Source organism: Actinomadura sp. 3N508, assembly GCF_044326375.1.
Classification (GTDB): Bacteria; Actinomycetota; Actinomycetes; order Streptosporangiales; family Streptosporangiaceae; genus Spirillospora.
Genome location: NZ_JBIRAX010000013.1, coordinates 129,958 through 156,091 on the forward strand (window position 1 = coordinate 129,958; position 26,134 = coordinate 156,091).

Below are 26,134 nucleotides of genomic sequence, written 5' to 3' on the forward strand. Positions count from 1 at the left end.
TTGCCGGGCCTGGTCCGACCCGGCAGGAGCGGGCGGAGCGGTCAGGCGAGGCGGCGGCCGCCGTTCCAGATGACGCCGACCTGACGGTAGTAGGCGGCGATGGGCTCCTCGATCGTCAGCAGCGAGAGCTCCTCGGTGGGGGCGTCGAACAGGCGCAGGTCGGCCTCGCCCCGCCACGCCTGGCCCGCCTCGAAGCCGGCCGCGCCGGACTCGATCAGCTCGTCCAGCGCCGGGCCCCGCCCGTTCTCGACGGACGGCAGGTAGCGGTGGTGCGCCATGGGGTGGCCGTTGACGAAGCCGTTCGTCTCCGACGGCTCCCGCAACGTCACCACGGCCTCCGCGAGGCGGCGGTCGGCGGCGGCCAGCGTGGCACCGAACCGGCTCCCGGCGCCCAGGCGCGGCGCGGGGCCGTACGGGTGCGGACGCGTCTGGTGGATGGAGCCCAGCTTCTTCGGATAGCCCTGGTGCAGCCCGCGGGCGATGGCGAAGTCCTTGTCGACCCAGATGTAGACGCAGCGGGAGTACGTCCGCCCCTCGAAGGAGCAGCGGACGACGACGAAGCACTCCTTGTACTGCGCGCGGACCGGGTCGAGCAGCTCCTCGCCCGACTCCGAGCACGACTGCCAGTCGGCCCAGATGATCGCGACCGCGCCGGGGTCGTCGGCGGCGGGGGCGAGCGGCTCGGGGAGCAGTTCGGCGACGCGCGCGGGGTCCGTGCGGTACTCGACGGTGAGCAGGTCGCCGGAGTAGTGCCACGGCGGGCTCGGGATCAGCGACGAGCGGCCCGTCGCGGTCTTGGGGTGCAGGAAGCCTTGGACGGTCGCCACCACGTTCCTCCCGGCAGATTGTTTGGGCCCGTACGATAGTGCCTTCCAGGCATAATCGCCACCCGGGACCCTGGTGATCAGCACGTTCTCCCGTGAAGTGTTGTCAGGAGTGCCCGTCCACCATATGGTTTGAACCCAAATGACTTGAGGGAGTGCGCGTGAGCCGACCGGTCGAGGACGTGGTGAGGGAACTGGCCGCCGACGGGATCGACGTGGTCCGGGTGTCCTACCCCGACCTGATCGGCATCGAACGCGCCCGTGACGTGCTCGTCGAGCGGCTGCCGGCCGTCGTCGACCACGGGCTGTCGTTCTGCCGGGCCGTCTACCACACGACCCCCGGCGGCGAGACCGTCGAGGTTCCCGGCGGCATGGACGCCGGGCTCCCCGACATCTGCGTCCGCCCCGACCTGTCGACGCTGGCGAAGATCCCGTGGGAGGACGGCGTCGCGTCCTGCCTGGGCGAGGCCTACGAGCCCGCGAGCGAGGACCTCTGCCCCGAAGGGCCCCGCGAGGTGCTGCGCCGCGCCATCGCCAAGCTGGGCGAGCTCGGCATGCACGCCGTCGCCGGGCCCGAGTTCGAGTACTACCTCTGCGAGCCCGACCCGTCCTCGCCCGCCGGCTGGCGCCGCTACGCCGACGCGCCCGGCAACGTCTACACCTCCGGGCGCAAGGGCGACCCGGACGGGCACGTCCTGCGCGTCCTGCGGCACCTGCGCGACCTCGGCCTCGGCGTCACCATGGGCAACCACGAGTTCGGCGGCGGCCAGTTCGAGATCAACATCGACCACTCCGCCGCGCTCGACGCCGCCGACCGGGCGTTCCGGTTCAAGTCGTCGGTCCAGGAGATCGCGCGGAGCGAGGGGCGGATGGCCACGTTCATGGCCAAGCCGTTCAACGACCAGGACGGCTCCGGCTTCCACGTCCACCTGTCCTGCCAGGACGCCGAAGGCCGCAACGTCTTCGACGGCCCCGACGGCGACGACGGCCTGTCCGAGACCGCCCACCACGCCATCGCCGGGATCCTGGAGCACGCGCCCGCCCTCGCCGCCCTGCTCAACCCGACCATCAACTCCTACAAGCGGTTCGGGCCCGACAGCCTCGCCCCGTGGCTGATCGACTGGGGCCTGGACAACCGCAGCGCCATGGTCCGGATCCCGCCGGAGCGCGGCGCGGCGGCCCGGCTCGAAGTGCGGCTCGGGGACGCCAGCGCCAACCCCTACCTGGGGATCGCGGGCCTGATCGCCGCCGTCTACCTGGGCGTCCGCGACAAGGCGTCCGCCCCGCCGCCCCTGGAGGGCTACGGCTACGACGCCGCCAAGTCCCCCGTCCTGCCCGGCGACCTGTCCGCCGCGCTCGACGCCCTCGCCGCCGACGAGGCCCTCAAGGACGTGCTCGGCGAGCAGTTCGTCACCGCCTTCCTCACCTACAAGCGGGACGAGGTCGCGCGCTTCCGCCGCCACGTCACCGACTGGGAGTTCCGCGAATACGCGTACCACCTCTGAGCCCCTCGTAAGGAGGCCCGTTGCCGAACGAGACCCTGGCCGTCGACCTCGCCGACCTCGACAACTTCATGGACGACGCGACCCCGTGGCGGATGTTCGAGACGTTGCGCCGGACCGAGCCCGTCCACTGGAACCCCGAACCCGACGGCGGCAGCGGCTTCTGGTCCCTCACCCGGCACGCCGACATCGTCGCCGCCGACCGCGACTCGACGACGTTCACGTCCGAGAAGTTCGTCAACCTCGAAGAGGTGGACGAGCGGCAGGCCGAGATCCGCCGCTCCATGCTGGAGATGGACGGCCCCCGGCACCTCGCGATGCGCCGCCTGCTGTCGCGCGAGTTCACGCCCCGCGCCGTCGCCGGCTACGCCATGTTCCTGCGCGGCCTCACCGCCCGCACCCTCGACGCCGCGCTCGCGGGCAGCACGTTCGACTTCGTCGCCGACATCGCCGCCGACTTCCCGATCAACGTGCTGGCCCGCATGCTGGACGTCCCCGACGGCGACACCCGCCGCCTCATCGACTGGGGCAACCGGATCATCGCCAACACCGACCCCGAGTACGCCGACGTCCTGCTGAACAGCGCGGAGAGCGAGCGGTACCGCGACCTGCCATTCCGCAGCCCCGCGTCGCTGGAGGTCTTCGAGTACGGCCGCGAGCTCGCCGCCCGCCGCCGCGGCGGCGCGGGCACCGACCTGATCAGCCGCCTCGTCAACCAGACGCCCGTGGACGGCGAGCCCCTCTCCGCCCGCGACTTCGACAACTACTTCCTGCTGCTCGTCGTCGCCGGGAACGAGACGACCCGGCACGCCATCACCCACGCCATGCGCGCCCTGATCGACCACCCCGACCAGGCCGAACGCCTACGCGCCGAGCCGGACCTGATGCCCACGGCCGTCGAGGAGTTCCTGCGCTGGGCCTCGCCCGTCTACCACTTCCGCCGCACCGCGACCCGCGACACCGAGGTGAACGGGACGCCGATCGCCGCGGGCGACAAGGTCGTCCTGTGGTTCGCGTCCGGCAACCGCGACGAGGCGGTCTTCACCGACCCGCACCGCTTCGACATCACCCGCAGCCCGAACGACCACATCTCCTTCGGCAAGGGCGGCCCGCACTACTGCCTGGGCGCAGCCCTGGCCCGCCTGGAAATGCGCATCATGTTCGAGGAACTGCTGCCCCGCCTCTCCGACATCCGCCTGGCCGGCGACGTGACCCGCGTCCGCTCCAACTTCGTCAACGGCATAAAACAGATGCCGGTGACCATCACCCTCGCCTGACCGAACCCCCTCACGGGAGCACGAGGGGCAGCTCGAAATAGGCGAACAACTCCTGGTCGATGAAGCTCGAAACGTGGGTGATGCCTGAGCGGGACACTGCGAGCACCTGGATGGAGTGCGCGCGCAGGACGCCGTCATCACGCCGCAAATACATCGCGAAGGCGGGCTGGCCGTTCGCGGCGGTGGGGATCAGCCGGATGCTGCCGGGAACGGTTGACAGCCGCACGCCGAGCAGGCGGGCGACGGCGTCCCGTCCGGCGAACCACTGCGGGACGGGCGGCATCTCCCAGACCGCCTGCTCGGTCAGCAGCCGGGTGATCGTCGGGATGTCGGCCGCCTCGAAGGCCTTGGCGAACCGGTCGAGGAGCTCGCGCCGGGCCGGGTCGTCCGGCTCGGTGATCTCGTCGCTGGCCGGGACGAGCCGCGCCAGCCGGGCGCGGGCGCGCAGCAGCGTGCTGTTCACCCCCGCGCCGGTCATGCCGAGCAGCTCGGCGACGTCGGCGGCGGGCCAGGCCAGCACGTCGCGCAGGATCACCACGGCCCGCTGGCGGCCCGGCAGGTACTGCAGCGCGGCGATCAGCGCCAGCCGCAGCCCGGCCCGCGACGCGACGATCGCCGCCGGGTCGTCCGGGACGCGGCCGGTCAGCCGCCCGGCGAACGGCTCCAGCCAGGTCACCTCGGGGGCGAAGTTGCCGGGCGGCGGCGGATCGTCCGCCGGTGCGGCGAGCCCGGACGGCATCACCCGCCGGCTGCTGTGCTGCAACGCGTTCAGGCACGTGTTGGTCGCGATCCGGTACAGCCACGTCCGCAGCGACGCCCGGCCGTCGAACGCGTCGTAGGAGCGCCACGCGCGCAGGTAGATGTCCTGCACCAGGTCTTCGGCGTCGTGGACGGAACCGAGCATGCGGTAGCAGTAGGCCAGCAGTTCGCGCCGGAAAGGGTCGGTCAGCCGGGCGAACTCCTCGGCCCCTCTCTCATCGGTCTTCATCAGGACGTACCTCCCCATGTACTGACCGGCGACGGCACCCGAAGTCGTCGGGTTCCCTCCGCTGATTCTCGCGTTCCCGCCGGTTTGTACAGGCGACCGGTGAAACACCCGAGAATCCGGAGGAGCGCGCATGGCGCAGAGGACAAACGGCTGGCTGCTCGGCCTGACCGCGACGGCGTCGCTGATGGTGGCGCTGGACGCGACGGTGGTCGCGACCGCGCTGACCAGCATCCGGCAGGACCTGTCCGCCACCCTCGAACAGCTCGAATGGACGGTGAACGCCTACAGCCTGACCTTCGCCGCACTGCTGATGACCGGGGCCGCACTCGGCGACCGGCTCGGCCGCAGGCGGATGTTCGCCGCCGGGCTCGGACTGTTCACGGCCGCGTCGGCGGCGTGCGCGCTGGCCCCCGGGATCGGCTGGCTGATCGCCGCGCGGGCCGTCCAGGGCGGCGGGGCGGCGCTGGTGATGCCGCTGGCGATGGCGCTGCTCAGCAACGGTTTCCCGCCCGAGCGGCGCGCCAAGGCGCTGGGCATCTTCGCCGGGCTGACCGGGCTGGCGGTCGTGGCCGGGCCGGTGGTCGGCGGGATCGTCACCGAGGGCCTGGCCTGGCAGTGGATCTTCTGGCTCAACGTGCCGATCGGCCTGGCCGTGATCCCGCTGGTGTCGCGGCGCGTCCCGGAGAGCCACGGCGCGGGGGCCTCGTTCGATCTCGGCGGCGTGGTGCTGGTGACCGGCGGCGCGCTGGGGCTGGTCTGGGGCCTGATCCGCGCGGACGCCGCGGGCTGGGCCGCGTTCGAGGTGGTCGGCGCGCTGGTGGCCGGGACGGTGCTGCTGGCGGCGTTCGTGGCCTGGGAGCTGCGCGTCCCGCACCCGATGGTGCCGATGCGGCTGCTGCGCTCGCGCGGCTTCTCCGCGGCCAACGCCGCCGGGCTCTTCATGTACGCGTCGCTGTATGGCTCGCTGTTCTTTTTGGCGCAGTTCGTCCAGGCGGGACTGGGGAAGGGACCGTTGGCCACAGGGCTGCACCTCGTCCCGTGGACGGCGACGGTGACGGTGGTGGCACCGGTCGCGGGGGCGCTGGTGAACCGTGTCGGGTCCCGGACGCTCACCTCCGCCGGGCTGGCCATGCAGGCCGCCGGGATGATCTGGATCGGGCTCGTCGCCGCCCCGTCGATGGCCTACACGCAGCTCATCGCGCCGATGATCCTCGCGGGCGCCGGGGTCAGCATGGCGATGCCCGCCGCGCAGACCTCGATCATCAACGCCGTCGCGCCGCCCGAGATCGGCAAGGCGTCCGGCGTCTTCAACACCGTGCGGCAGTTCGCCGGCGTGTTCGGCGTGGCGATCCTCGCGGCGGTGTTCTCGGCCCGGGGCGGCTACGGCACCGCGCAGACCTTCGCCGACGGTTTCGCCCCCGCCATCGCGGTGAGCGGCGCGCTGTCCCTGGCCGGCGCCCTCGCCGGCCTGCTGATCCCGCGCCCCGACCGGGCACTCCGGACGGCCGGGACCGGGCGCTACGATCGGCGGCGCCGCAGCGACCCCCGGAGGAAATATGCCGCGATTGAGTGACATGGTGCCGCCCCCGGTCACACGGGGCCTGCTCCGCGCGGTGTTCGGGCTGCCGGGGCCGGTCAAGCGGCTGATCGCGGGCGCGCCGGTGCGGCTGGACGGGCAGCGCCTCGACCTGGACGCCCAGCTCCTGCTGCGGATGACGCGGCTGGAGGGCGGGCACCTGTCGGCGCCCACGGTGGAGGAGGCCCGGCGCGGTCTCCGGCGCGGGCAGAGCTATCTCGACCGGGTACCCGCACGTCCGGTGCGGACGCGGGACGTCGACGCGGGCGGCGTCCCAGCGCGCCTCTACACGCCGAAGGGGCTGCCGGAGGGGTCTCCGCTGCTCGTCTTCTACCACGGCGGCGGATGGGTCATCGGCGACCTCGACACGCACGACACGGTGTGCCGGTACCTGGCCGTGCACGCCGGCGTGCGGGTGCTGTCGGTGGCCTACCGGCTCGCCCCTGAGCACCGGTATCCGGCGGCGACCGAGGACGCGGTGGCCGCCTACACGTGGGCGGTGGCGAACGCCGGGACGCTGGACGCCGATCCGGCGGCCGTCGCGGTCGGTGGCGACAGCGCGGGCGGCAACCTCGCGGCCGTCGTCGGCCTGCTCGCCGAGCGCAGGCCCGACTTCGCGCTGCTGTTCTACCCGGCGACCGACATGACGGTCAGGCGGCGGTCGCGGGAGCTATTCGCGGACGGCTTCTACCTCACCGACGCCGACATGATCTGGTTCAGCGACCACTACTGCCCGCAGGAGCGGCGCGCCGACCCTGCCGCCTCCCCGCTGCTCGCCCAGGATCTGAGCGGATTCCCGGCGACCTACCTCGTCACCGCCGGGTTCGACCCGCTGCGGGACGAGGGCGAGGCGTTCGCGCGGCGGCTGGAGGAGGCCGGGGTGCCGGTCGCGGCGCGGCGGCAGGACGACCTCGTCCACGGCTTCGTGAACATGTGGTCGCTGGGCGGACGCTTCCAGGAGGCGCTGTCCGAAGCGGCCGGGGCCCTGCGCACGGGATTGTGCGCAGGGCCCCGGCGGCGGAGCTAGAGGGGGAGGCCCGTGAGGATCATGACCTTCTCCTCGGTGTAGTCGGCCATCGCGGAGCGCAGGCCCTCGCGGCCGACACCGGAGTCCTTCACGCCGCCGTAGGGCATCTGGTCGGCGCGGTAGGACGGGACGTCGCCGATCACGACGCCGCCGACGTCCAGCTCGCGGTGCGCGCGGAACGCGATGTCGAGGTTGCGGGTGAACACGCCCGCCTGGAGCCCGAACTTGGAGTCGTTGACCTTCGCGAACGCGTCGTCGACACCGTCCACGGCCTGGACGAACATGACCGGGCCGAAGACCTCCTCGCGGGACACCTTGGCGTCGGCGGGCACGTCCGCCAGGACCGTGGGCGCGTACGCGGCGCCCTCGCGGGTGCCGCCGGTCAGGACCTTCGCCCCGGCGGCGACGGCCTCGTCCACCCAGGACTCGACGCGCTCGGCGGCCTCCTCGCTGACGAGCGGCCCGACCTGGGTCTTGTCGTCCCACGGGTCGCCGGTGACGAGGGAGCCGACCGTCTCGACGAGCTTCGGCAGGAACTCGTCGTAGACGGAGCGGTCCACGTAGACGCGCTGGACGGCGATGCAGCTCTGCCCGGCCTGGTAGTTGGAGAACAGGCCGATCCGCTTGGCGGCCCAGTCGAGGTCGGCGTCCGGCAGGACGACCGCCGCGCCGTTCCCGCCGAGTTCGAGCGTGACGTGCTTGCGCGGCGCCCGGTCGTTGATCGCCCAGCCCACGGGCACCGATCCGGTGAAGGACACGATCGGCAGGCGCGGGTCGTCGACCAGCGCGGACGCCCGGTCGTTCGGGACCGTCAGGACGGAGAACATCCCGGCGGGCAGGTCGGTCTCGGCGAGCAGTTCGCCGAGCAGCAGCGCGGACAGCGGCGTCGCCGGGGCGGGCTTGAGGACGATCGGCGTGCCCGCCGCGATCGCCGGGGCGATCTTGTGGGCGGCGAGGTTCAGCGGGAAGTTGAACGGCGAGATGCCGAGCACCGGGCCCCTCGGCACGCGGGTGATGTAGGCCAGCCGGCCCTCGGCGGCCGGGTCGGTGTCGAGCCGCTGGGTGGTGGCGCTGAAGCGGCGGGCCTCCTCGGCGGCGAACCGGAACGTGGAGATCGCGCGGGTCACCTCGCCGCGCGCCCACAGCAGCGGCTTGCCGTTCTCGCCGGTGATCAGCCGGGCGACCTCCTCGGCCCGCTCGGCGAGCCGCGCGGACACGTGCGCGAGCGCCTCGGCCCGCACGTGCAGGGGCAGCGCGGCGGCCTGCGCGCGGATCGCGTGCGCGGCGGCGACGGCCTCCTCCACCTGCCCGGGGGTCGGGACGGCCGCCGTCCCGACCACGCGGCCGTCATAGGGATGCGTAACGGTCAGCTCACCGTCACCGGTCTCGGGCCGGCCGGCCAGCCAGAATGGGGTCACGTTCATGGCTTCACGCTATCCCCGGCGGGCGCGTATGCGAGTCTCCACGATGTCCAATCCGGTCGCCGGGATTGGACGCGATGGCGAGCGCGATCCACAGTTCCGCGCGGACGGCCGGGTCGTCCGGGTCACGCCCGAGTACTTCCGCGGCCTTGCGCATCCGGGACCGGAGCGTGTGCCGGTGGACGCCGAGCGCCCGCGCCGCCGCCTCGCCCTGCCCGTTGGCGGCCACGTAGGCCCGGACGGTCTCGACCAGGTCTTCCTCGCGGAGGGGTGCGAGGAGTGTGTCGGCGAAGGCGTGTGCCAGGCCCGGGTCCAGGAGCCGGAGGACGCCCTGGCCGGGCAGCGCGGAGTAGTGGACGGCGTCCTGGTGCGATCTGGTGGCTGCCGCGAGGGCCTCCTCGGCCTGGCGCAGGGCGGTTCCGAGGTCGCCGGCGGCGGGGTCGGAGACGCCGATCGGGCCGGTGGCGGCCAGGAGCGGCTCGACCGTGTTGATCACCTCGTCCGGGACGATCACGGCCGCGCGCCCGTCGAGGGGGAGCGTCAGGCACCTCGCCCCGGCGGGGTCGGATTCCAGGACGTCGAGGACGGCGGGCCCGCCCGCGCAGGCCAGCACGCGCACCGGCCCGCGCGGCACCGCGGGCGCGTCGCCGGGACGGCCGAGCAGCAGCGCCGCGAGCGAGGCCCGCAGCGCGCGGCCGGTGCGCGGCGTCTCCGACTGGAGCGTGAGCAGCGCGACCGCCGCGCCGACGATCGTGTGCGCGACGTGGGGGAGCGGCGCGCCCGTCCCGACGGCGAGGAAGCCGCGCGGGCGCCCGCCGAGCCCGATCCGCTGGACGACGATGTGATCGTCCGGCAGGGCCAGCGCCACGCTCGCCGCCGCGCCCCCGTCGGCGGGACGGCTTCGGCGCAGGCGAGCCAGTTCCGGTGCGATGGCGTCGGCGCGCGTCCGGGCGGCGGCGGGCTCGGCGTGCAGGACGGCCCCGGACGCGTCCAGCAGCAGCGCCCACCCGCCGAGCAGCCGCGCCAGCCGGGCGACGAGCGCGCCGGGGCCGGTCAGCGCGGCGCGGGTCAGCTCGCGCTGCGCCTGGAACGCGCGGGTCACGTCCTCGTACATCTCGGCGGCGAGCGTCCGCGACACGGCCTTGCCGATCGCGATGAACGGGGTCGGGCGCGGCACCTCCAGCAGGACCAGGCCCTGGTCCCGCGCCGCGGTGATCAGCTCGGGCGGGACGTCGTCGTGGATGACGCCGACCGCGAACCCGAGCCCCGCCACACCCCGTCCGACCAGCCGGGACACGTATCCGGCGGCGTTCGCCCCGCTCAGCCGCATGCCCGTGGTGAGGACGAGCTCGCCGCCCTCCAGGAACGGCGTCGGGTCCTCCAGCTCGCTGACCGCGACCCACACGACGGGCGTGTCCGGCAGCGGCCCGGTCAGCGACCGGAGGCCGAGCTGCGGGAGGGCGGCCACGGTGGCCAGAGTGGGCGGCATCGCAATCCCTGTGCAAAGTGTCTATCCCAAGGGGCGGATTTCGCCGTCCCGTACGGTTCATCGTAGGCCGCCGCGGACCTATGTTCAGGCCATGACCAGCCAGGACCCTGCCCCGACCGCACCCGGCACGCGCCTCCCGCAGGAGCGCCGCGTCGTGACCGAGATCCCCGGCCCGCGCTCCCAGGAGCTGCACAAGCGCCGGACGGCGGCCGTCCCGCCGGGCGTCGGCAGCGTGCTGCCGGTGTACGTGACGGACGCGGACGGCGGCGTGGTCGTCGACGCCGACGGCAACTCGCTGATCGACTTCGGCTCCGGCATCGCGGTCACCGGCGTCGGCAACGCCAACCCGCGGGTCGCCGAGCGGGTGAAGGCGCAGGCGGACCGGTTCACCCACACGTGCTTCATGGTCGCGCCGTACGAGTCGTACGTCGCGGTGTGCGAGAACCTCAACCGGATCACGCCCGGCGACCACGAGAAGCGCTCGTTCCTGGTGAACAGCGGCGCGGAGGCCGTGGAGAACGCCGTCAAGATCGCCCGGTACGCCACCGGCCGGGACGCGGTCGTCGTGTTCGACCACGGCTACCACGGCCGGACGCTGCTGACGATGACGCTGACCGCGAAGAACATGCCGTACAAGCAGGGGTTCGGCCCGTACGCGCCCGAGGTCTACCGGATGCCGCTGGCCTACCCGTTCCGCTGGCCGACCGGGCCGGAGAACTGCGGGCCGGAGGCGGCGGCGCAGGCGATCGACCAGATCGGCAAGCAGATCGGCGCGACGAACGTCGCGGCCGTGCTGATCGAGCCGATCCAGGGCGAGGGCGGGTTCATCGAGCCCGCGCCCGGGTTCCTGCCCGCGCTCGCCGAGTTCTGCCGCGCCAACGGCATCCTGTTCATCGCCGACGAGGTGCAGACCGGCTTCGCCCGGACGGGCGACATGTTCGCCTGCGAGCACGAGGGCATCGTCCCGGACCTCGTCGCGACGGCGAAGGGCATCGCGGGCGGGCTGCCGCTCGCCGGCGTCACCGGCCGCGCCGACATCATGGACAAGGTCCACGGCGGCGGGCTCGGCGGCACCTACGGCGGAAACCCGCTGGCCTGCGAGGCGGCGCTGGCCGTGCTGGAGGAGATCGAGGAGCGCAAGCTCACCGAGCGCGCCCGCCGGATCGGCGAGATCATGCTGCCCCGGCTGCGGGCCCTCGCCGCGAAGCATCCCGAGATCGGGGACGTCCGCGGCCGCGGCGCGATGATCGCGATCGAGCTGGTGCGGCCGGGCACGAAGGACCCCGATCCGGAGCTGACCGCGCGGATCGCGGCGCGCTGCCACGCGGCGGGGCTGCTCGTGCTGACGACGGGGACGTACGGGAACGTCGTCCGCTTCCTGCCGCCGCTCGTCATCCCGGAGGAACTGCTCGCCGAGGGCCTCGCCGTCCTTGAGGCGGCGTTCACGGGCTGACCTGCGCGAACGATGACCGCCGGCCCCCAGCGGGGGCCGGCGGTTCCGGCATGCCCGGGTACCTGTGAACGGCGTCACTCCGTTACGCGTCCGTTATTGACCCCCCGATATCGGGCCCCGTACGTTCGCAATACGTTTGGGCCCAAATTTTCACCCCCGAGGGGCGAGGGACGGAGTGCGAGGGATGGCTATGGACGCGACCCCGGACCTGGTGCTGCTGGACGGCGAGGTCCTCACCGTCGACGCGGAGTTCTCCAAGGCGCGGGCGCTGGCGATCACCGGCGGGACCATCAGCGCGGTCGGCGGCACCGACGAGATCCGCGCGCTGGCCGGGCCGCGCACGCAGATCGTCGACCTGCGGGGGCGCACCGCGCTCCCCGGCATCAACGACTCGCACCTGCACGGCGCCGCGTTCGGCACGACCCGGCCGCCGCTGGCGATCGACGTCGCGTTCCCCACCGTGCGGTCGATCGCCGACATCCAGGAGTCGGTGAAGGAGGCCGCGTCCCGCATCCCGGAGGGCGAGTGGATCCGCGGCTACGGCTGGGACCCCGGCTACCTGTCCGAGTGCGGTGAGGGCGGCCGGATGCCCGACCGCGCCGACCTGGACGCCGTGGCCCCGAACCACCCCGTCTACCTCCAGGACTTCACCGGCCACCTCACCTGGGTCAACTCCCGCGCCCTCGAACTGGCCGGCGTCACACGCGACACCGCCGTCCCCGAGGGCGGCGTCGTCCACACCGACGGCGCGGGCAACCCGACCGGGCTGCTCGCCGAGGGCGCGCAGGAGCTGATCCAGGGCCGCCTGCCCGCCTTCACCCGCGCGGAGATCGAGCAGGCCATCCGGGAGAACGTCGCCGTCCTGCACCGGGAGGGCATCACCAGCTACACCGAGCCCGGCCTCGGCCCCGGCGGCAAGAGCCTGTTCGCGGGCGCGTCCGACCAGCTCACCCTGGACGTCTACGGCGACCTCGCCCGCGCCGGCGACCTCGGCGCCCGGGTCAGCGTCCTGCTGATGCTCCACGGCATGGGCGGCTCGGTCGCCGAGATCGCCGAGGGCCTCGCCAGCGCCCGCGTCCCGGAGGACGTCGACCCGCGCCTCCTCCGCGTCATCGGCGTCAAGCTCTTCGCCGACGGCACCCCGCCCAACAAGACGGCGTGGATGCGCGACGAGTACACCGGCGGCGGCTTCGGCTGCCTCTGCGTGCACGGCGCGTCCGACGCGCACCGCACCACCGAACTGAACGAGATGATCCGCCTCGCGCACATCGCCGGGCACCAGCTCGGCGTGCACGTCACCGGCGACCGCTCCCTCGACGCCGTCGTGGACGCACTGGAGGCCGCGCAGATCCAGCACCCCCGCGACGATCCGCGGCACTACGTCATCCACGCCGACCTCCCGGGGCCACAGAGCCTCCGCAAGCTCGCCGAGCACCGCTTCGGCGCGAACATGAACCCGGCGATCAAATGGACGATCGTCGACATGCTGGCAGAGATGCTCGGCCCCGAACGGGCCGCCTACCAGTACCCCGTCCGCTCGGCGCTGGAGGCGGGCATCCCCGTCACCGCCAGCTCCGACGCCCCCGTCACCTACCCGAACTGGCGGCAGGGCATCGCGGCGATGATGCTGCGCGAGTCGAAGGCCAGCGGCAGGGTGTACGGGCCGGAGGAATGCGTCGGGCTGCCCGACGCCGTCCGGGCCTACACCGTCAACGCCGCCTGGCAGGACTTCGCCGAGGACTGGAAGGGCACCCTCGAACCCGGCAGGGTCGCCGACGTCACCGTCCTCGACGGCACCATCACCTCGCTCGACCCGCACGACCTCCCGGACGTCCCCGTCGCGATGACCGTCTTCGACGGCGGTGTCGTCCACAGCACCGAAGGTCTCTGACATGCGAACCTCACATATCGCACGTATCCTCGCCGCCGCCGTCCTCGCCCTGCCCCTGGCCGCCTGCGGCTCCGGTTCCGGCACCGGGTCCGACGGGCCGATCAACATCGGGTCGGTGTCGACGCTGAGCGGCCCGGTCACCTTCCCCGAGGCGTCGGCCGCGGCCAAGGCCGTGTTCGACGACGTCAACGCCAAGGGCGGCATCAACGGACGCAAGATCGCCTACACCGCGGCCGACGACAAGGGCGACCCGGCCAGCGCCGCGCTCGCCGCCCGCGACGTCATCCAGAACAAGAAGGCCGTCGCCCTCGCCGGCGGCGCCAGCCTGGTCGACTGCCAGGTCAACGGCCCGCTCTACCAGCAGAACAAGATCACCGACGTGCGCGGGATCGGGGTGGACCCGGGCTGCTTCAGCTCGCCGAACATCTCGCCGGTCAACACCGGCCCGTTCTTCGGCTCGACGGTGTCGCTGTACTACGCGTCCGAGACGCTGAAGCTGAACAAGATCTGCGCGTTCTTCGTCATCATCGGCAGCACCGCGAACGCCTACAAGGAGGGCGTCGACCGCTGGTCCAAGATCACCGGAAAGAAGCTGCTGATCACCGACCTGAGCCTGTCGGCGAACACCACCGACTTCACGCCCTACATCCTGCGGGCGCGGGACGCGGGCTGCGAGGCGGTCCTGTTCAACGGCGTCGAGCCCATGGTGATCGGCTGGGTGAAGGCCGCGCAGGCGCAGAAGGTCAAGGGCATGAAGTGGCTGTTCCTCGCGCCCGCCTACAGCGTTGAGGTGGCGAAGGCGCTCGGTGGCGCCGGCAAGGACATCAACGCACTGTCGGAGTTCGAGCCGTACACCGACGAGCAGTCCCCGGCCAACAAGGACTGGCGGGACACCATGACCCGGCACAAGCTGCCGCTCACCTCGTTCGCGCAGGGCGGGTACCTGGCCGCCCAGCACCTGGTCACGGTGCTGCGCTCGATCAAGGGCGACATCACCCGCGAGTCGGTCACCGAGGCGATGAAGAACCTCAAGCCGCTGCCCTCGGAGATGACCGGGCTGCCGTTCGCGTTCGGGTCCGGCAACGCCCACGCCTCCAACCTCGCCGCCAAGTTCGTCCAGCCGGACGGCAAGGGCGGCTGGACCGTGCTCACCGACGACTGGATCAAACTGCCCAATGGTTGAGGGAGCGATCGCAGGACTCGCCGGCGGCGGTGCGTACGCCGCGCTCGGCCTCTGCCTGACGCTGATGTTCCGGCTGGTCAGGGTCGTCAACTTCGCGCAGGTCGCGATCGGCGTGATCGGCGTGTACACGATGGCGGCCCTGGCCGAGCACGGCTGGCCCTATGGCCTCGCCGCGCTCGCCGGGCTGCTCGCCGCGACGCTCTGCGCCGCCCTGCTCGGCTGGGTGATGGGCAGATGGTTCGGTGAGGCGGGCCCCGACCAGCGTTCCGCGATCTCGATCGCGTTCCTGGTCAGCCTGCTCGCCGTGTCCTACCTGGCGTTCGGGACGGACCCGCGCCGCATGCCCGGCCAGTTCGGCGGTTCGCTCTTCACCGTCAACGACATCACGATCACCCAGGCGGCTGCCGTGTGCACCGCCGGGTCGATCGCGGTGGCGGCGGGGGCGTGGCTCGTCCTCACCCGGACGGTCCTCGGGCTGCGGCTCCGCGCGCTGTCGGAACGTCCGACGACCGCGGAGCTGCACGCCATCCCGTCGCGGCGGCTCGGCGTGCTGATGTGGGCGGTCACCGGGCTGCTGTCGGCGGCGGTGCTGCTGGTCATCGCGCCGCAGCAGACCAGCGACCAGACGTCGCTGGCCCTGATGATCATTCCTGCGGGGGCCGCCGCGCTCGTCGGCGGCTTCCGCAGCCTCGGCCTCACGGTCGCGGGCGGGCTCGGGCTCGGCGCGCTGCAGGGCGCGCTCGCGCACGTGTCCGAGTTGCAGCAGTACCGCGACACGGTGCCGTTCCTGGCGATCCTCGCGATCCTGATCTGGTCCCAGCGGCGGGAGGTGTGGGATGCGGCGCGTTGATCTCACTTTTGTACGGCAACCATTGCTGGCGCTGCTGGTCGTCGTGGTCGCGGCGGTCGCCGTGCCGCAGTACTGGCTGTTCCTCGCGACGTCGGCGCTGGTGTCGGCGGTCGCGCTGCTCGGCCTCGGCATCGTCGGGCGCGCGGGCATGAACTCGCTGTGCCAGCTGTCGTTCGCCGCGGTCGGCGCCTGGACGGTCGCGCAGCTCAACGTGTGGAACGCCCCCGGGACGCTGATCCTGTGGACGATCGCGGGCGGCGTCGTCGCGACGCCGTTCGGGATCCTGATCGGCCTTCCGGCGCTGCGGCTGCGGGGCGTGCACCTCGCGGTCGTCACGCTCGGGTTCGCCGCGGCGGCGGCCGTCGTCGTCTCCGCGGTCAACTTCCCCGGCGTCGACACCTACCAGCAGGTGCTGCGGCCCGAGTTCATCGCGACCGACCGGCAGTACTTCGTCTACGCGGGGCTGCTGTTCGTCGTCCTCGCGCTGGGCGTCGAATGGGTCGGCCGCACCCGGATGGGCGCGGCGTGGCGGGCCGTCCGGTTCTCCGAGCGCGCCACGGCCGCCGCCGGGACGAGCGTCGCCCGCGCAAAGCTGTCGGCGTTCGCGCTCAGCGCGTTCGCGGCGGGCCTCGCGGGCGGGCTGCTCGCCGGGCAGGTCGGCATGATCACCGCGCAGAACTTCGGGGTGATCGCGTCGCTGGCGCTGTTCGTCGTCGCGGTGATGGCGGGCAGCGAGTTCATCTTCGGCGCCATGTTCGGCGGTTTCCTGATCATGTTCGTGCCGGAGTTCTTCCGCCGCGCCGGGATCTCGCAGGACTGGGCGAACGTGCTGTTCGGCGTCGGCGCCGTCCAGGCGCTGTCGCAGGGCAGCAGCATCATGGAGGGGCTGGCCAGGCGGCTGCGGTTGCGAAGGCCCACACCCACCCCGCCGCCGCGCGAGACGTCGGAGGGTGGCACACCGCCGCTCGGCGACAAGCCGCTGCTGAAGGCCGAAGGCCTGACGGTCAGGTTCGGGCAGGTCGCCGCGCTGCAGGACGTCGACCTCACCGTCCCCGAAGGCACCGTCATGGGCCTCATCGGCCCGAACGGCGCGGGCAAGTCGACCCTCACCGACGCGCTGTCCGGCTTCCTCAGGGACGCCACCGGGACCGTCGCGCTCGACGGCCGCAGCCTGGACGGGATGCCCGTGCACCGCCGCGCCGCCGCCGGGCTGCGCCGCACCTTCCAGCAGGACCGCGTCCCGACCGGCCTCACCGTCGGCGCCTACCTGCGCTTCGCCGCGCACCGCACGGTCACGCGGGACGAGCTGGAGGAGGTCCGCGACTTCCTCGGCTGCCCGCCGATGGAGGCGCACGTCCTCGACCTGGACGTCGGCAGCCGCCGCCTGCTGGAGGTGGCCGCCGCGATCCTCGCCCGGCCCAAGCTGATCGTGCTGGACGAGCCCGCCGCCGGGCTCGCCCACGCCGAGTCGCTCGCGCTCGCCGACCGGCTCATCGAGGTGCCGGCGAAGTTCGGCGCGTCGGTGCTGCTCATCGAGCACGATCTGGACATGGTCCGGCGGGCCTGCGCGACGATCGTCGTCCTCGACGCGGGCACGGTGATCGCGGCGGGGCCGCCCGCCGAGGTCCTCGCGAAGCCCGAAGTGGCCCGCGCCTACCTGGGAGACGAGGTGGCCCTCACGTGAAAGAGCTGAAGCTGGAGGACGTGTCGGTCGGCCGGGGCGGCGCCCCGATCGTGCGGGACGTGACCCTGACCGTCACGACCGGGGAGGTCACCGTCCTGCTCGGCCCGAACGGCGCCGGGAAGACGACCCTCCTCGAAGCGATCGCGGGCGTCCTGCCGATCACCTCGGGGAAGCTGACCGGCGACGGCGACGACCTCACCGGGCTCGACCGGGTGACGCGCGCCAAGCGCGGCATCGCGCTCGTCGAGCAGGGCCGGACGGTCTTCAGCGGCCTCACCGTCGCGGAGAACCTGCGCGTCGCGCGGCGCGGCACCGGCGGCGACCGCGCGCTCGAACTGTTCCCCGAGCTGACCAAGCGCATGGACGTCCAGGCGGGGCTGCTGTCGGGCGGCGAGCAGCAGATGGTCGTGCTGGCCCGCGCGCTGTCGATGTCGCCGTCGGTGCTGCTGATCGACGAGATGTCGCTCGGCCTCGCCCCGGTGATCGTGAAGCGGCTGCTGCCCGCCGTCCGCGCCCTCGCGGACGGCGGCGCGGCGGTCCTGCTGGTCGAGCAGTTCGCGACGCTCGCCCTGGAGATCGGCGACACCGCGCACGTCCTGGCCGGTGGGCGGCTCACCCACAGCGGCCCGGCGGCGCCGCTGCGCAAGGCCCCCGACGTGCTGCACGCGGCCTATCTCGGTGAACCGGCGATCAAGGATTGAGGAGACGGACATGCAACGGGTTCTGATCGTCACGGGCGGGGGCAGCGGGATCGGCGCCGCCGTCGCGGCCGATGCCGCCGGACGCGGCGACACCGTCGTGATCTGCGGGCGGCGCAAGGAGTCCCTCGAACGGGTCGCCGCCGAGACCGGGGCCGAGCCCCGCGTCTGCGACGTGTCCGACCCGGAGGCCGTCACCGATCTGGTGTCCGGCGTCGTCGCCGCGCACGGGCGGCTCGACGGCGTCGTCGCCAACGCGGGCGTTCTCCGCAACGGCGGCGTCCTCGACCTGTCGCTCGACGACTGGAACGTCACCGTCCAGACCAACCTGACCTCGGTGTTCCTGCTGGCCAAGGCCGCGCTGCCGCACCTGATCGAGACGGAGGGGGCGCTCGTCGCGGTGTCGTCGGTGGCGTCGCTGCGCGTCCCGTTCGACTGCGCCGCCTACGCCACGTCCAAGGCCGGGCTGACGATGCTGACCCAGACGATCGCGGTGGACTACGGGCCGCGGGGCGTCCGCGCCAACGTCGTGTGCCCCGGCTGGATCCGCACCGAGATGTCCGACATGGAGATGGGCTACTTCGGCGAGCCGCACGGCCTCTCGCAGGAGGAGGCGTACGGCGAGGTCACCCGGCTCGTCCCGCAGGGCCGCGCGGGCACCCCCGCCGAGGCCGCGGCGGCGGTCATGTGGCTGCTCGGCCCGGAGTCGTCCTACGTGAACGGCGCGGTGCTGAGCGTCGACGGCGGCACCGTCCTGCCCGACCCCGGCACCATCCCGTTCAACTTCCAGGTCACACCGCGCTGATCAGATCGGGCTGGGCGCGAAGCTGTCCTTGTAGAGATCGGCGAGGATGTCGTAGGAACGCAGCCGGTCGGCGTGGTCGTACACCTGCGTCACCACCATGACCTCGTCCACGCCGGACCGCTCGATCAGCGCGTCCATCTGCGCCCGGACGGTCTCGGGCCCGCCCACCACCTGGTCGGCGAGCCGCGCGTCGATCATCTGCCGGTCCAGCGTCGTGTACGGGTAGGCCGCGGTCTCCTCCGGCGACGGCAGCGGGCCGGGCGCGCCCCGCCACAGCCGCAGGAACGCCAGCGCCTGCGGCTGCGCCAGCTCCAGCGCCCGCTCGTCGGTGTCGGCCGCCGTGACCGACACGCCGATCATCGAGTACGGCTCGTCCAGCGCCCCCGGACGGAACGACTCCCGGTACAGGTGCAGCGCCGGGACGGTGTTCTGCGCGCTGAAGTGGTGCGCGAACGCGAACGGCAGCCCGAGCAGCCCCGCCAGCCGCGCGCTGTATCCGCTGGATCCGAGCAGCCATACCGGCGGCTCGTTGCCCGCCGCCGGGGTCACCTTGCCGTCCGCGGCGAAGTAGCCGCGCAGCTCGGCGACCTGCTCGGGGAAGTCGTCCACCGACAGGGCCTCGGGGGAGCGCCGCAGCGCCAGCGCCGTCGCCTGGTCGGTGCCGGGCGCACGGCCGAGCCCGAGGTCGATGCGTCCCGGATACAGCGCCTCCAGCGTCCCGAACTGCTCCGCGACCACCATCGGCGCGTGGTTCGGCAGCATCACCCCGCCAGACCCGACCCGCATCGTCGACGTCACCGCCGCGACCTGCCCGATCAGCACCGCCGTCGCCGAGCTGGCGATGCCGGGCATCGCGTGGTGCTCGGCCAGCCAGTACCGGTGGAAGCCGAGCCGCTCGGCGTGCCGGGCCAGGCCGAGGGTGTTGCGCAGCGCCTGGCCGGACGTGGAGCCGCTGACGACGGGCGCGAGATCAAGGACGGAGAAGGAAACGCTCATAACGAGCGACAACCCCCGGCGCGCCCGTCGTCTTCCCGCTACCCGAGCAGCAGGTTGACAACGACCAAGGTCAGCACGGGAACGGCGATCACCGAGGGGACCCCGATGCTGACCCACGACCAGTTCACCAGCCTCCGCGCCCGCGCGGGGTCTTCGGCGAACACGGTCTCCGACTTCGTGTAGAGCATCGCGGCGACCACGAGCAGCGGCAGGAACGCGAACATCGTGAGGACGCCGCCGACGAACGCGGCCACCTGGCCGAGCCGGGTGTAGGTCCCGTCGGCGCCGATGCCGAACGCGGTACCGGGGGCGGACGCGGGGACGGAGGCGGCGGAAACTGCTTCTGTCATGCGAACACACCGATCACTAGCGAAAGTGATGTAGATCATACGCTTCGTGATCGCCGTGCGCGAGGGGCCGGCCGCCCTTTTTCTTGGACGACCGGCCAACAGATTCAACGCAGCCGCAGCCCCAGCAGGACCGGGTCGTGGTCGGACGAGCGGAACGCGTCCGGGCTGTAGAACCGGGCCGGATTGAACTCTGTGTTGTAGTCGAGGAACACGGGCTCGTCGCTGTTGATGTGCCAGATCGTCGCGCCGGTCACGCGCCGCGAGAGGGCCCGTCCGGCCAGCACGTGATCCAGCTCGCCCGCCTGCCCTTCGAAAACGTAGGAGTACCGCTCGCCCGGACGGACGAACCGCTCCGTCTGCCCGGCGAGACCGGCGCCCCTCAGCACGTCCACCGGGTCTTCGGACGTGTAGGCGTTGAGGTCGCCCAGGACGAGGGGGTTCTGCGCGCCGGCCGCGATCGCGCCGATCGCCTTGGCCTGCGCGACGCGGCGGGCGTTGTAGCAGCCCTGCCCGTCGCCCTGGTCCTTGTCCGGCCCTTGGGCGCCGTCGCAGCCCTTGGACTTGAAGTGGTTCACGATCACCGTGACGGGCGTCGTGCCGCGCACCGGGCGGAACGTCTGCACCAGCGGGGGCCGGTCGAAGATCGGGTCCTCCGAGGAGCGCGCCGCACCGGACGGCGTCACCTTCGCGGGCTTGTAGATGAGCGCGACATGGATCTCGTCCGTCCCCGGGTACGGGTGCCGCACCCAGGCGTACGTCCCGGCGCCCGCGCTCTGGTTCAGCCGGTCGACGAGGGCCTTGACGGCGGTGTCGCCGTTGTTCTCGACCTCCATCAGCCCGACGACGTCGGCGTCCAGGCCCTTCAGCGCGGCGGTCAGCTTGGCGAGCTGGCGCTCCTGCTCCTCCGCCGTGTCCGCGCCGCGCCTGTTCAGCGTCGTGAACCAGTTGAGCGTGTTGAAGCTCGCGACGCGCACGTCGCCGCCGACGTGCCGCGGCTTCACCGGGCGCGGGTTCGTGCGGGCGAAACGCGCCGTCCGGGTCGGCTCCAGCCGGTACTTGCCGAACCCGTAGTTCAGGACGCCGGTCAGCCCGTACGTCGAGTCGCCGAGCCGCAGGACGCGCGGGTCGGTGTAGGGAATCGTCTCCGGGTTCTGGACGCTCGACGCGTCGTCCACGAGCAGCCGCAGCGCGTCGTTGCGCTCCTGCGTCGAGCCGTGCCCGTCGGTCGGCTGGAAGAGGCGGCCGCCGGCGGAGACGGTGACCTCGCCGTACCGTCCGAGCGTGTAGGTCTCGGTCGCGGTGAGCCGCTGCTCGAACCGCAGCAGCATGCCCTCGTACCGTTCCAGGGTCGCGCCGTCCCGCAGCGGGAGCCGGACACGCGCTGGAGCGACCCGGTTCCCCGTGCCGCAGACGTCCACGGCGGACACCGGCGACAGCTCGGTGAGCCCGTTGTACTCGACGGCCTTGCCCGTCACGAGCACCCGGTCGCCCGCCGCGACCTCCTGCGTCGAGTACACGAAGATCCCGTCGGAGGTCCGCGGGTCACGGTCGGGCGCCGGGTCCTGGACGAAGAAGCCCCTGAGCTGGTCTGAGCGCTGGAAGTCCGCGGTGACGACGCCCTCGACCCGGACGGTCGTCCCGGCCACCGGGCTCGTGTCGCCGCCGCCCTGGACGTCGGCGATCCGGTGGTCGGCGGGGGTGTCGCAGGCGGACGGCTCCGCCGCGGCGGCCGCCGGCACCCCGGCCGCGAGGCCGGCGCTGGTCAGGACGGCCGCGAGTGCTGCTGCTGTTCGGCGCATGGCGGGAGAGTACGGTCGCGTACTCGGCGATCCGCGAACCATTAATGAAGACTCCACCAATTTGCAATGGATTGTCGGATTCTTGGGACGCGCTTGATCGGGGCATAAAGAAACACTGACCGGCGCGTCCTCGATATCCGGCAGGAACCGCAAGCACAAGAGAACACACCCGGGGGGGAGAGCCCGTGACGGAGTCGCCGGTCGGATCCGAGTACGCCCGCACCCGCGACATCGTGGTCGTGTTCGCCGTGCTGATGATCCTCACGGCGGTGCTGGTGATCGTCCTGGTCCAGGCGTGGCCGCCGGGGCCGCAGCTCGGGCCCGACGGGCGCACCGAGATCGTGCCGACGTCCAAGACCCTGCATCTGGCCGGGTGGTCGGCGGCCATGTCCCGCGAGACGAGCCTGTTCGTGGTCGTGATGGCGGCGGGCGCGCTCGGCTCGATCGCGCACGTCCTGCGCTCGTTCTACTGGTACGTCGGGAACCGCGCGCTGCGCCGGAGCTGGCTGATGATGTACCTGCTGCTGCCGTTCATCGGGGCGCTGTTCGGGCTGGTCGTCTACCTCGTCGTGCGGGGCGGGCTGACCTCGCCGCTGGGCGGGCCGTCCGACGTCAACCCGTACGGGGTCGCGGCCATCGCCGCGCTCGTCGGGCAGTTCTCCCGCGAGACGGCGGAGAAGTTCCGCGCCGTGTTCGCGACCCTGCTGGCGCCCGCGCGGCCGGGCCGCGACCACGCGCCCGCGCCGGCGATCAGCGGGCTGGACCCGGTCAGCGGGCCGGTCGGCGCCGCGGTCACCCTGCACGGCAGCGGCCTGGCGTCCGCGACGGACGTCCGGTTCGGCGGGGTGCGGGCGTCGATCACCGACGCGACCGACACGCTCGTGCGGGCGACGGTCCCCGCGGGCGCGACCTCGGGGCCCCCGATCGTGAACACCCCGGACGGCACCGCCACCAGCCCGCAGCCCTTCACCGTGGAGTGAGCCGCCCGCCGGGCGAGGACTACTTGTCGTCCTGCCAGTGCTCGTGCCAGACGTCGTACGCCGCGCCCGGGAAGACGCGCGGCAGCTCCGACGTGGGCAGCCGCCCGAGTTCGGCGCCCGTCCTGGACACGCCGAACTGGCGCTCGGTCGCGTACGCCTCGCGGCGCAGCGTCTTCGGGCCGGAGACGAGGCAGGTGTAGCGGGTGCCGGGGAGCTCGTCGTCGGGGATGGCGGCGCCGACCGCGAGGCTGTTGGACACCGCCACCCACGTGCCGAGGCCCGCGACCTGCCGCTCGGCGCCCTGGTCCTCCCAGCGGTGCTCCAGGATCGGCTTGGAGAAGATCGGGACGAGCAGGTGGGAGACGCCGCACGCCTCCAGTTCGCGCTCCCAGCCGATCGAGCGTCCGAGGTCTTCGCAGATCAGGACGGCGAGGCGGCCGAGCGAGGAGTCGAGCAGGCTGATCCGCGTGCCGGGCTTGGCGTACTCCACGGCCGTGCCGGACGGCGGCGCGTCCGGCAGCCGCCACAGCCGCATCTGGTCGGCGGTCAGCGTGAAGCCGGACAGCTTGTCCTGGACGAGGAGTTCCTGCCCCGTCCAGCGGTCGAGCAGGACGGCGCGGTTCGGCGGCGGGTCATCCTCGCCGAGCGGGCCGGTGCCGAGCAGCAGGAACCGCAGCGGCCTGCGGTCCCGGTCGCGCCCGGCGGTGTCGAACGCGACCTCCTTCCACAGTTCGAGCAGCGAGTCCGACAGCGACGCCTCCGGCATCACGGCGAGCTGCGCGCCCGACTCGTCGAGCCGCCGGACGATCGCCTTGACGCGGCTGCGGATCCCGGAGGAGTCCATCGGCCGGAGCCGGTACACGGTCATCCCGCCAAGGTCCTCGAACTCGATGTCGACGTCGTCGAAGGTCTCCAGCACGGGCGCGCACCCGACCGAGACCGGCTCGTCCCGGCCGAAGTGCGGGTCGTTCACCGCGGGCAGCACCCGGTGGTCGATCTTGTCCCATACCGCCTGCGGGACGCGGTGGACGCCGAAGAACTCCGCCTTGGTGCGCAGCCCGCGGGGCCGTCCGGGGAACGCGCAGCGGGGGAGTAGCGCCCCGCTCGTGCCCTGCCCGTTCAGCTTCCCCTCGGTCAGGTAGTTGACCAGCACCGGGGCCAGCGCGGGGGAGCCGTGATAGGGCCCGTAGGGGCTGGCGTGGGCGAGCGCGATGTCGAGCCCGAGCATGATGGTGAACCGGCCGCGGTCGCCGCCCGCGGCGATGATCTCCGCGGTGGCGGCGGGGTCGAGGACGCCGTGGTCCAGCACGATCTCGGCGATCTCCCCGGCCCGCCGGCGGACCTGCTCGTCGGCGTACCAGCGCGTTGCGGTCCAGTCCTGGAAGACGCCGTCCGTGATCGAGTCGTAGAGCCGGACGAAGAGATCAGCTGGTTCGGCCGGGTGGCCGGCTGGGGCCAACTGATCCGTCATAAGCGCCCCCGGGGTTCTGACACACGCGGTTACAGGTGGTGGATTGATGCTAACTCCCGCGGGGAGACGTTTCAGTGTCCTTGGTTACAGAGCCGGCGGGTCTCATCACTTGACATTCACTTGGCACCCGCTCATGCTGGAGGGATCCCGGCGGTGCTCGTCGACCTTTTGGAGAGTGACCATGAGCGCTGTTCCCGCCCCTGCCCGTGACCGCCGGACGGAGGTCCGGCGCCTCATCGACTCCATGGAACACGCCAAGGTCATCAGCGACGGCCACTTCAGCGCCCTCGGCATGCTGATCACGGACGCCTCGCTCAGCGCCGACGAGCCCGCCCTGGTGGAATGCCAGGACGGGCTCCAGTGGCTGCACCGCCACTACCTCGACCACGACGCCCTCGACGGCGCGCAGCGCGAGCAGCGCGGCCGCATCCTCGGGCTGATCGACGTCGTGCACTGGGCGCTCAAGCGGCTCCCGTCCGGGCTGCAGCTCGCGCTCCAGCCCGACGGCTACGCCGCGCGCTTCCTCCTCGCCGTCTACCGGCGCCAGGGCCTGTCCAACAAGGACCTCGCCGCCGAGCTCCACACCGACGAGACGGAGATCAGCCGCGTGGGCCGCAAGCTGCTCTCCGCGGGCGTCGTGTGGCGCAGGAAGGAGTGGCGGCACAACGCATGGGACCTGACGCCCCGCGGCCGCCAGTACCTGGAGGACTCCGGCCTCCTCGCGGAGGCGGAGCCGTCCGGCCGTGCCGCCCGCCGCGCCGGCGAGCCCGCCCGTCCGGCCGAGGCCGGCGCCGAGCCCGCGCCGCGCTCCCCGGACGCCGTCCCGCAGCGGCCGGAGACGGGCCTTCCAGACCTGCCCGACCTGAACCGCCCGTCCCCGTCGCCCGAACCCCCGCCCCGCTCCGCGCAGGGCTGACCGCCGGCTAGGACGCGGGACGCTCCAGCAGCGTCACCAGCCGGACCAGCCCGTCCTCGCCGTGCCCTTCGGCCACCGCGCGGTCGAGCAGGTCGCGCAGCGGGAGCAGGAGAGCCGGGTCCACGCCCTGCTCGCGGCTGGTGTCCAGCAGGCCGGGGAACGCGACCTGGCTGGTGGCCACGCTGGAGACGTCGGTGCCGAACTCGCCGTCGTCCAAGGCCCGCGCGTATCCGGGGAATCCCTCCATCATCGCGGTGAGCCACGCGGTGGCCATCGGCGCGAACGTCGCCGCCCGCACCTTCTCCGACCGGACGAGCGCCACCGCGTGGAAGAACCCGGCGAGCATCCCGTACATGGCGTCCAGCAGCGCGAGGTCGAACAGCGGCGCGAGCCCCGGGTCGGCGCCCAGGAACCGTGCCGTGCCGAACGCGTCGAGAAGCGTCCGGCTCTCCTCGAACGCGGCCTCGTCGCCGCTGTAGAGGATCAGCGCGTCCGGCCCGCCGATCATCTGCGGGACGGCCATGATGCCGCCGTCGACGTACCGCCCGCCGCGCGCGGTCACGTGCTCGGCCAGCGCTCGCGCCTGGCCCGGCGTCCCATTGGTGAGCTGGACGACCGTGCGCCCGGCCGGTGCCTCCCCGGTAAGGACGTCGTCCGCGTTGCCGTACACGGACATGCAAACGATCACCAGCGGGCTCGCCGCGATCGCCTCCGCGGCCGTCGCCGCCCGCCGAGCGCCCTTGGCCACCAGCGGCTCCGCCTTGCCGGGCGAACGGTTCCAGACCGTCACGGAGTGCCCGTTCTTCAGCAGCGCCTCCGCCAGCGCCGTCCCCATGAGTCCCAGCCCGAGAACGGTCACTGATGTCGATTCCGTCATGACGATTCCCCTTTCCCTTAGAAGACCGAGCCTGCCGCCCGCGGCTTCGGGAACCCTTCGGGCCGCATTACGGTGGC

Annotated in this window: 22 protein-coding genes; 13 read left to right on the forward strand and 9 right to left on the reverse strand. The window is 72.6% G+C overall.

The features are described 5' to 3' along the window. Positions 1–41: 41 nt before the first annotated feature. Complete coding sequence (locus tag ACH34S_RS35825; RefSeq protein ID WP_395957337.1) at positions 42–827, reverse strand: acetoacetate decarboxylase family protein; 786 nt, start codon at positions 825–827, stop codon at positions 42–44. Between the two features lie 158 nt (positions 828–985). On the opposite strand from ACH34S_RS35825, the gene ACH34S_RS35830 reads away from it, so the two are divergent. After that, positions 986–2,329, forward strand: a complete 1,344-nt coding sequence (locus ACH34S_RS35830; RefSeq protein ID WP_395957338.1) for a glutamine synthetase family protein — start codon at positions 986–988, stop codon at positions 2,327–2,329. 20 nt (positions 2,330–2,349) lie between these two features. After that, positions 2,350–3,603 carry a cytochrome P450 gene (locus ACH34S_RS35835; protein ID WP_395957339.1) on the forward strand — a complete coding sequence of 418 codons (1,254 nt, stop codon included), beginning with the start codon at positions 2,350–2,352 and terminating at the stop codon, positions 3,601–3,603. 10 nt (positions 3,604–3,613) lie between these two features. On the opposite strand, the gene ACH34S_RS35840 is transcribed toward ACH34S_RS35835, so the two are convergent. Continuing rightward, positions 3,614–4,591 (reverse strand): sigma-70 family RNA polymerase sigma factor, encoded by a 978-nt coding sequence (locus ACH34S_RS35840; protein ID WP_395957340.1) that lies wholly within the window; start codon positions 4,589–4,591, stop codon positions 3,614–3,616. A gap of 130 nt (positions 4,592–4,721) precedes the next feature. Here ACH34S_RS35840 and ACH34S_RS35845 point away from each other — a divergent pair, with 130 nt between their 5' ends. Together ACH34S_RS35845 and ACH34S_RS35850 are read left to right on the forward strand one after the other, a co-directional pair. Then, positions 4,722–6,164, forward strand: coding sequence for an MFS transporter (locus ACH34S_RS35845; protein ID WP_395957341.1), 1,443 nt, complete (start codon positions 4,722–4,724; stop codon positions 6,162–6,164). 1 nt (position 6,165) lies between these two features. Further along, positions 6,166–7,194: an alpha/beta hydrolase gene (locus tag ACH34S_RS35850; protein ID WP_395957431.1), complete on the forward strand. Its 1,029-nt coding sequence runs from the start codon at positions 6,166–6,168 to the stop codon at positions 7,192–7,194. Here the strand turns inward: ACH34S_RS35850 and ACH34S_RS35855 are convergent. Then, a complete protein-coding gene (locus tag ACH34S_RS35855) occupies positions 7,191–8,618 on the reverse strand; it encodes an aldehyde dehydrogenase family protein (RefSeq protein ID WP_395957342.1) in 1,428 nt (475 codons plus the stop codon). The genes ACH34S_RS35850 and ACH34S_RS35855 overlap by 4 nt on opposite strands. Before the next feature lie 4 nt (positions 8,619–8,622). After that, a complete protein-coding gene (locus tag ACH34S_RS35860) occupies positions 8,623–10,104 on the reverse strand; it encodes a PucR family transcriptional regulator (protein ID WP_395957343.1) in 1,482 nt (493 codons plus the stop codon). 91 nt (positions 10,105–10,195) lie between these two features. Here ACH34S_RS35860 and gabT point away from each other — a divergent pair, with 91 nt between their 5' ends. The 7 genes from gabT to ACH34S_RS35895 all read left to right on the forward strand — a co-directional run bounded on the left by gabT (position 10,196) and on the right by ACH34S_RS35895 (position 18,668). Then, positions 10,196–11,557, forward strand: a complete 1,362-nt coding sequence (gene gabT, locus ACH34S_RS35865; protein ID WP_395957344.1) for a 4-aminobutyrate--2-oxoglutarate transaminase — start codon at positions 10,196–10,198, stop codon at positions 11,555–11,557. Between the two features lie 184 nt (positions 11,558–11,741). Continuing rightward, complete coding sequence (locus ACH34S_RS35870) at positions 11,742–13,448, forward strand: amidohydrolase (RefSeq protein ID WP_395957345.1); 1,707 nt, start codon at positions 11,742–11,744, stop codon at positions 13,446–13,448. 1 nt (position 13,449) lies between these two features. Then, the gene (locus ACH34S_RS35875) at positions 13,450–14,631 is read left to right on the forward strand and encodes an ABC transporter substrate-binding protein (RefSeq protein ID WP_395957346.1); all 1,182 of its coding nucleotides are present in this window, start codon (positions 13,450–13,452) and stop codon (positions 14,629–14,631) included. Next, complete coding sequence (locus ACH34S_RS35880; protein ID WP_395957347.1) at positions 14,624–15,481, forward strand: branched-chain amino acid ABC transporter permease; 858 nt, start codon at positions 14,624–14,626, stop codon at positions 15,479–15,481. Before ACH34S_RS35875 ends, ACH34S_RS35880 begins: the two co-directional genes overlap by 8 nt. Further along, a complete protein-coding gene (locus ACH34S_RS35885; protein WP_395957348.1) occupies positions 15,468–17,165 on the forward strand; it encodes an ATP-binding cassette domain-containing protein in 1,698 nt (565 codons plus the stop codon). Before ACH34S_RS35880 ends, ACH34S_RS35885 begins: the two co-directional genes overlap by 14 nt. After that, a complete protein-coding gene (locus ACH34S_RS35890; RefSeq protein WP_395957349.1) occupies positions 17,162–17,866 on the forward strand; it encodes an ABC transporter ATP-binding protein in 705 nt (234 codons plus the stop codon). The genes ACH34S_RS35885 and ACH34S_RS35890 overlap by 4 nt, the downstream gene beginning before the upstream one ends. A 10-nt stretch (positions 17,867–17,876) precedes the next feature. Continuing rightward, on the forward strand, positions 17,877–18,668 hold the full coding sequence (locus ACH34S_RS35895; protein WP_395957350.1) for an SDR family NAD(P)-dependent oxidoreductase: 792 nt from the start codon (positions 17,877–17,879) through the stop codon (positions 18,666–18,668). On the opposite strand, the gene ACH34S_RS35900 is transcribed toward ACH34S_RS35895, so the two are convergent. From ACH34S_RS35900 to ACH34S_RS35910, 3 genes are all read right to left on the reverse strand, one after another. After that, on the reverse strand, positions 18,669–19,664 hold the full coding sequence (locus ACH34S_RS35900) for an LLM class flavin-dependent oxidoreductase (protein ID WP_395957351.1): 996 nt from the start codon (positions 19,662–19,664) through the stop codon (positions 18,669–18,671). A 38-nt stretch (positions 19,665–19,702) separates the two neighbouring features. Further along, entirely contained in the window at positions 19,703–20,014 is a 312-nt protein-coding gene (locus tag ACH34S_RS35905; protein ID WP_395957352.1) for a hypothetical protein, read from the reverse strand. 104 nt (positions 20,015–20,118) lie between these two features. Beyond that, positions 20,119–21,813: an ExeM/NucH family extracellular endonuclease gene (locus ACH34S_RS35910; RefSeq protein ID WP_395957353.1), complete on the reverse strand. Its 1,695-nt coding sequence runs from the start codon at positions 21,811–21,813 to the stop codon at positions 20,119–20,121. A gap of 185 nt (positions 21,814–21,998) precedes the next feature. On the opposite strand from ACH34S_RS35910, the gene ACH34S_RS35915 reads away from it, so the two are divergent. Beyond that, a complete protein-coding gene (locus ACH34S_RS35915; RefSeq protein WP_395957354.1) occupies positions 21,999–22,793 on the forward strand; it encodes an IPT/TIG domain-containing protein in 795 nt (264 codons plus the stop codon). A 19-nt stretch (positions 22,794–22,812) separates the two neighbouring features. Here the strand turns inward: ACH34S_RS35915 and ACH34S_RS35920 are convergent, their stop codons facing one another. Next, positions 22,813–24,264: a hypothetical protein gene (locus ACH34S_RS35920; RefSeq protein ID WP_395957355.1), complete on the reverse strand. Its 1,452-nt coding sequence runs from the start codon at positions 24,262–24,264 to the stop codon at positions 22,813–22,815. 181 nt (positions 24,265–24,445) lie between these two features. On the opposite strand from ACH34S_RS35920, the gene ACH34S_RS35925 reads away from it, so the two are divergent. Beyond that, complete coding sequence (locus tag ACH34S_RS35925) at positions 24,446–25,180, forward strand: hypothetical protein (protein WP_395957356.1); 735 nt, start codon at positions 24,446–24,448, stop codon at positions 25,178–25,180. Positions 25,181–25,187: 7 nt separating this feature from the next. Here ACH34S_RS35925 and ACH34S_RS35930 read toward each other — a convergent pair whose 3' ends face one another. After that, entirely contained in the window at positions 25,188–26,057 is an 870-nt protein-coding gene (locus ACH34S_RS35930; protein ID WP_395957357.1) for an NAD(P)-dependent oxidoreductase, read from the reverse strand. Positions 26,058–26,134 lie beyond the last annotated feature (77 nt).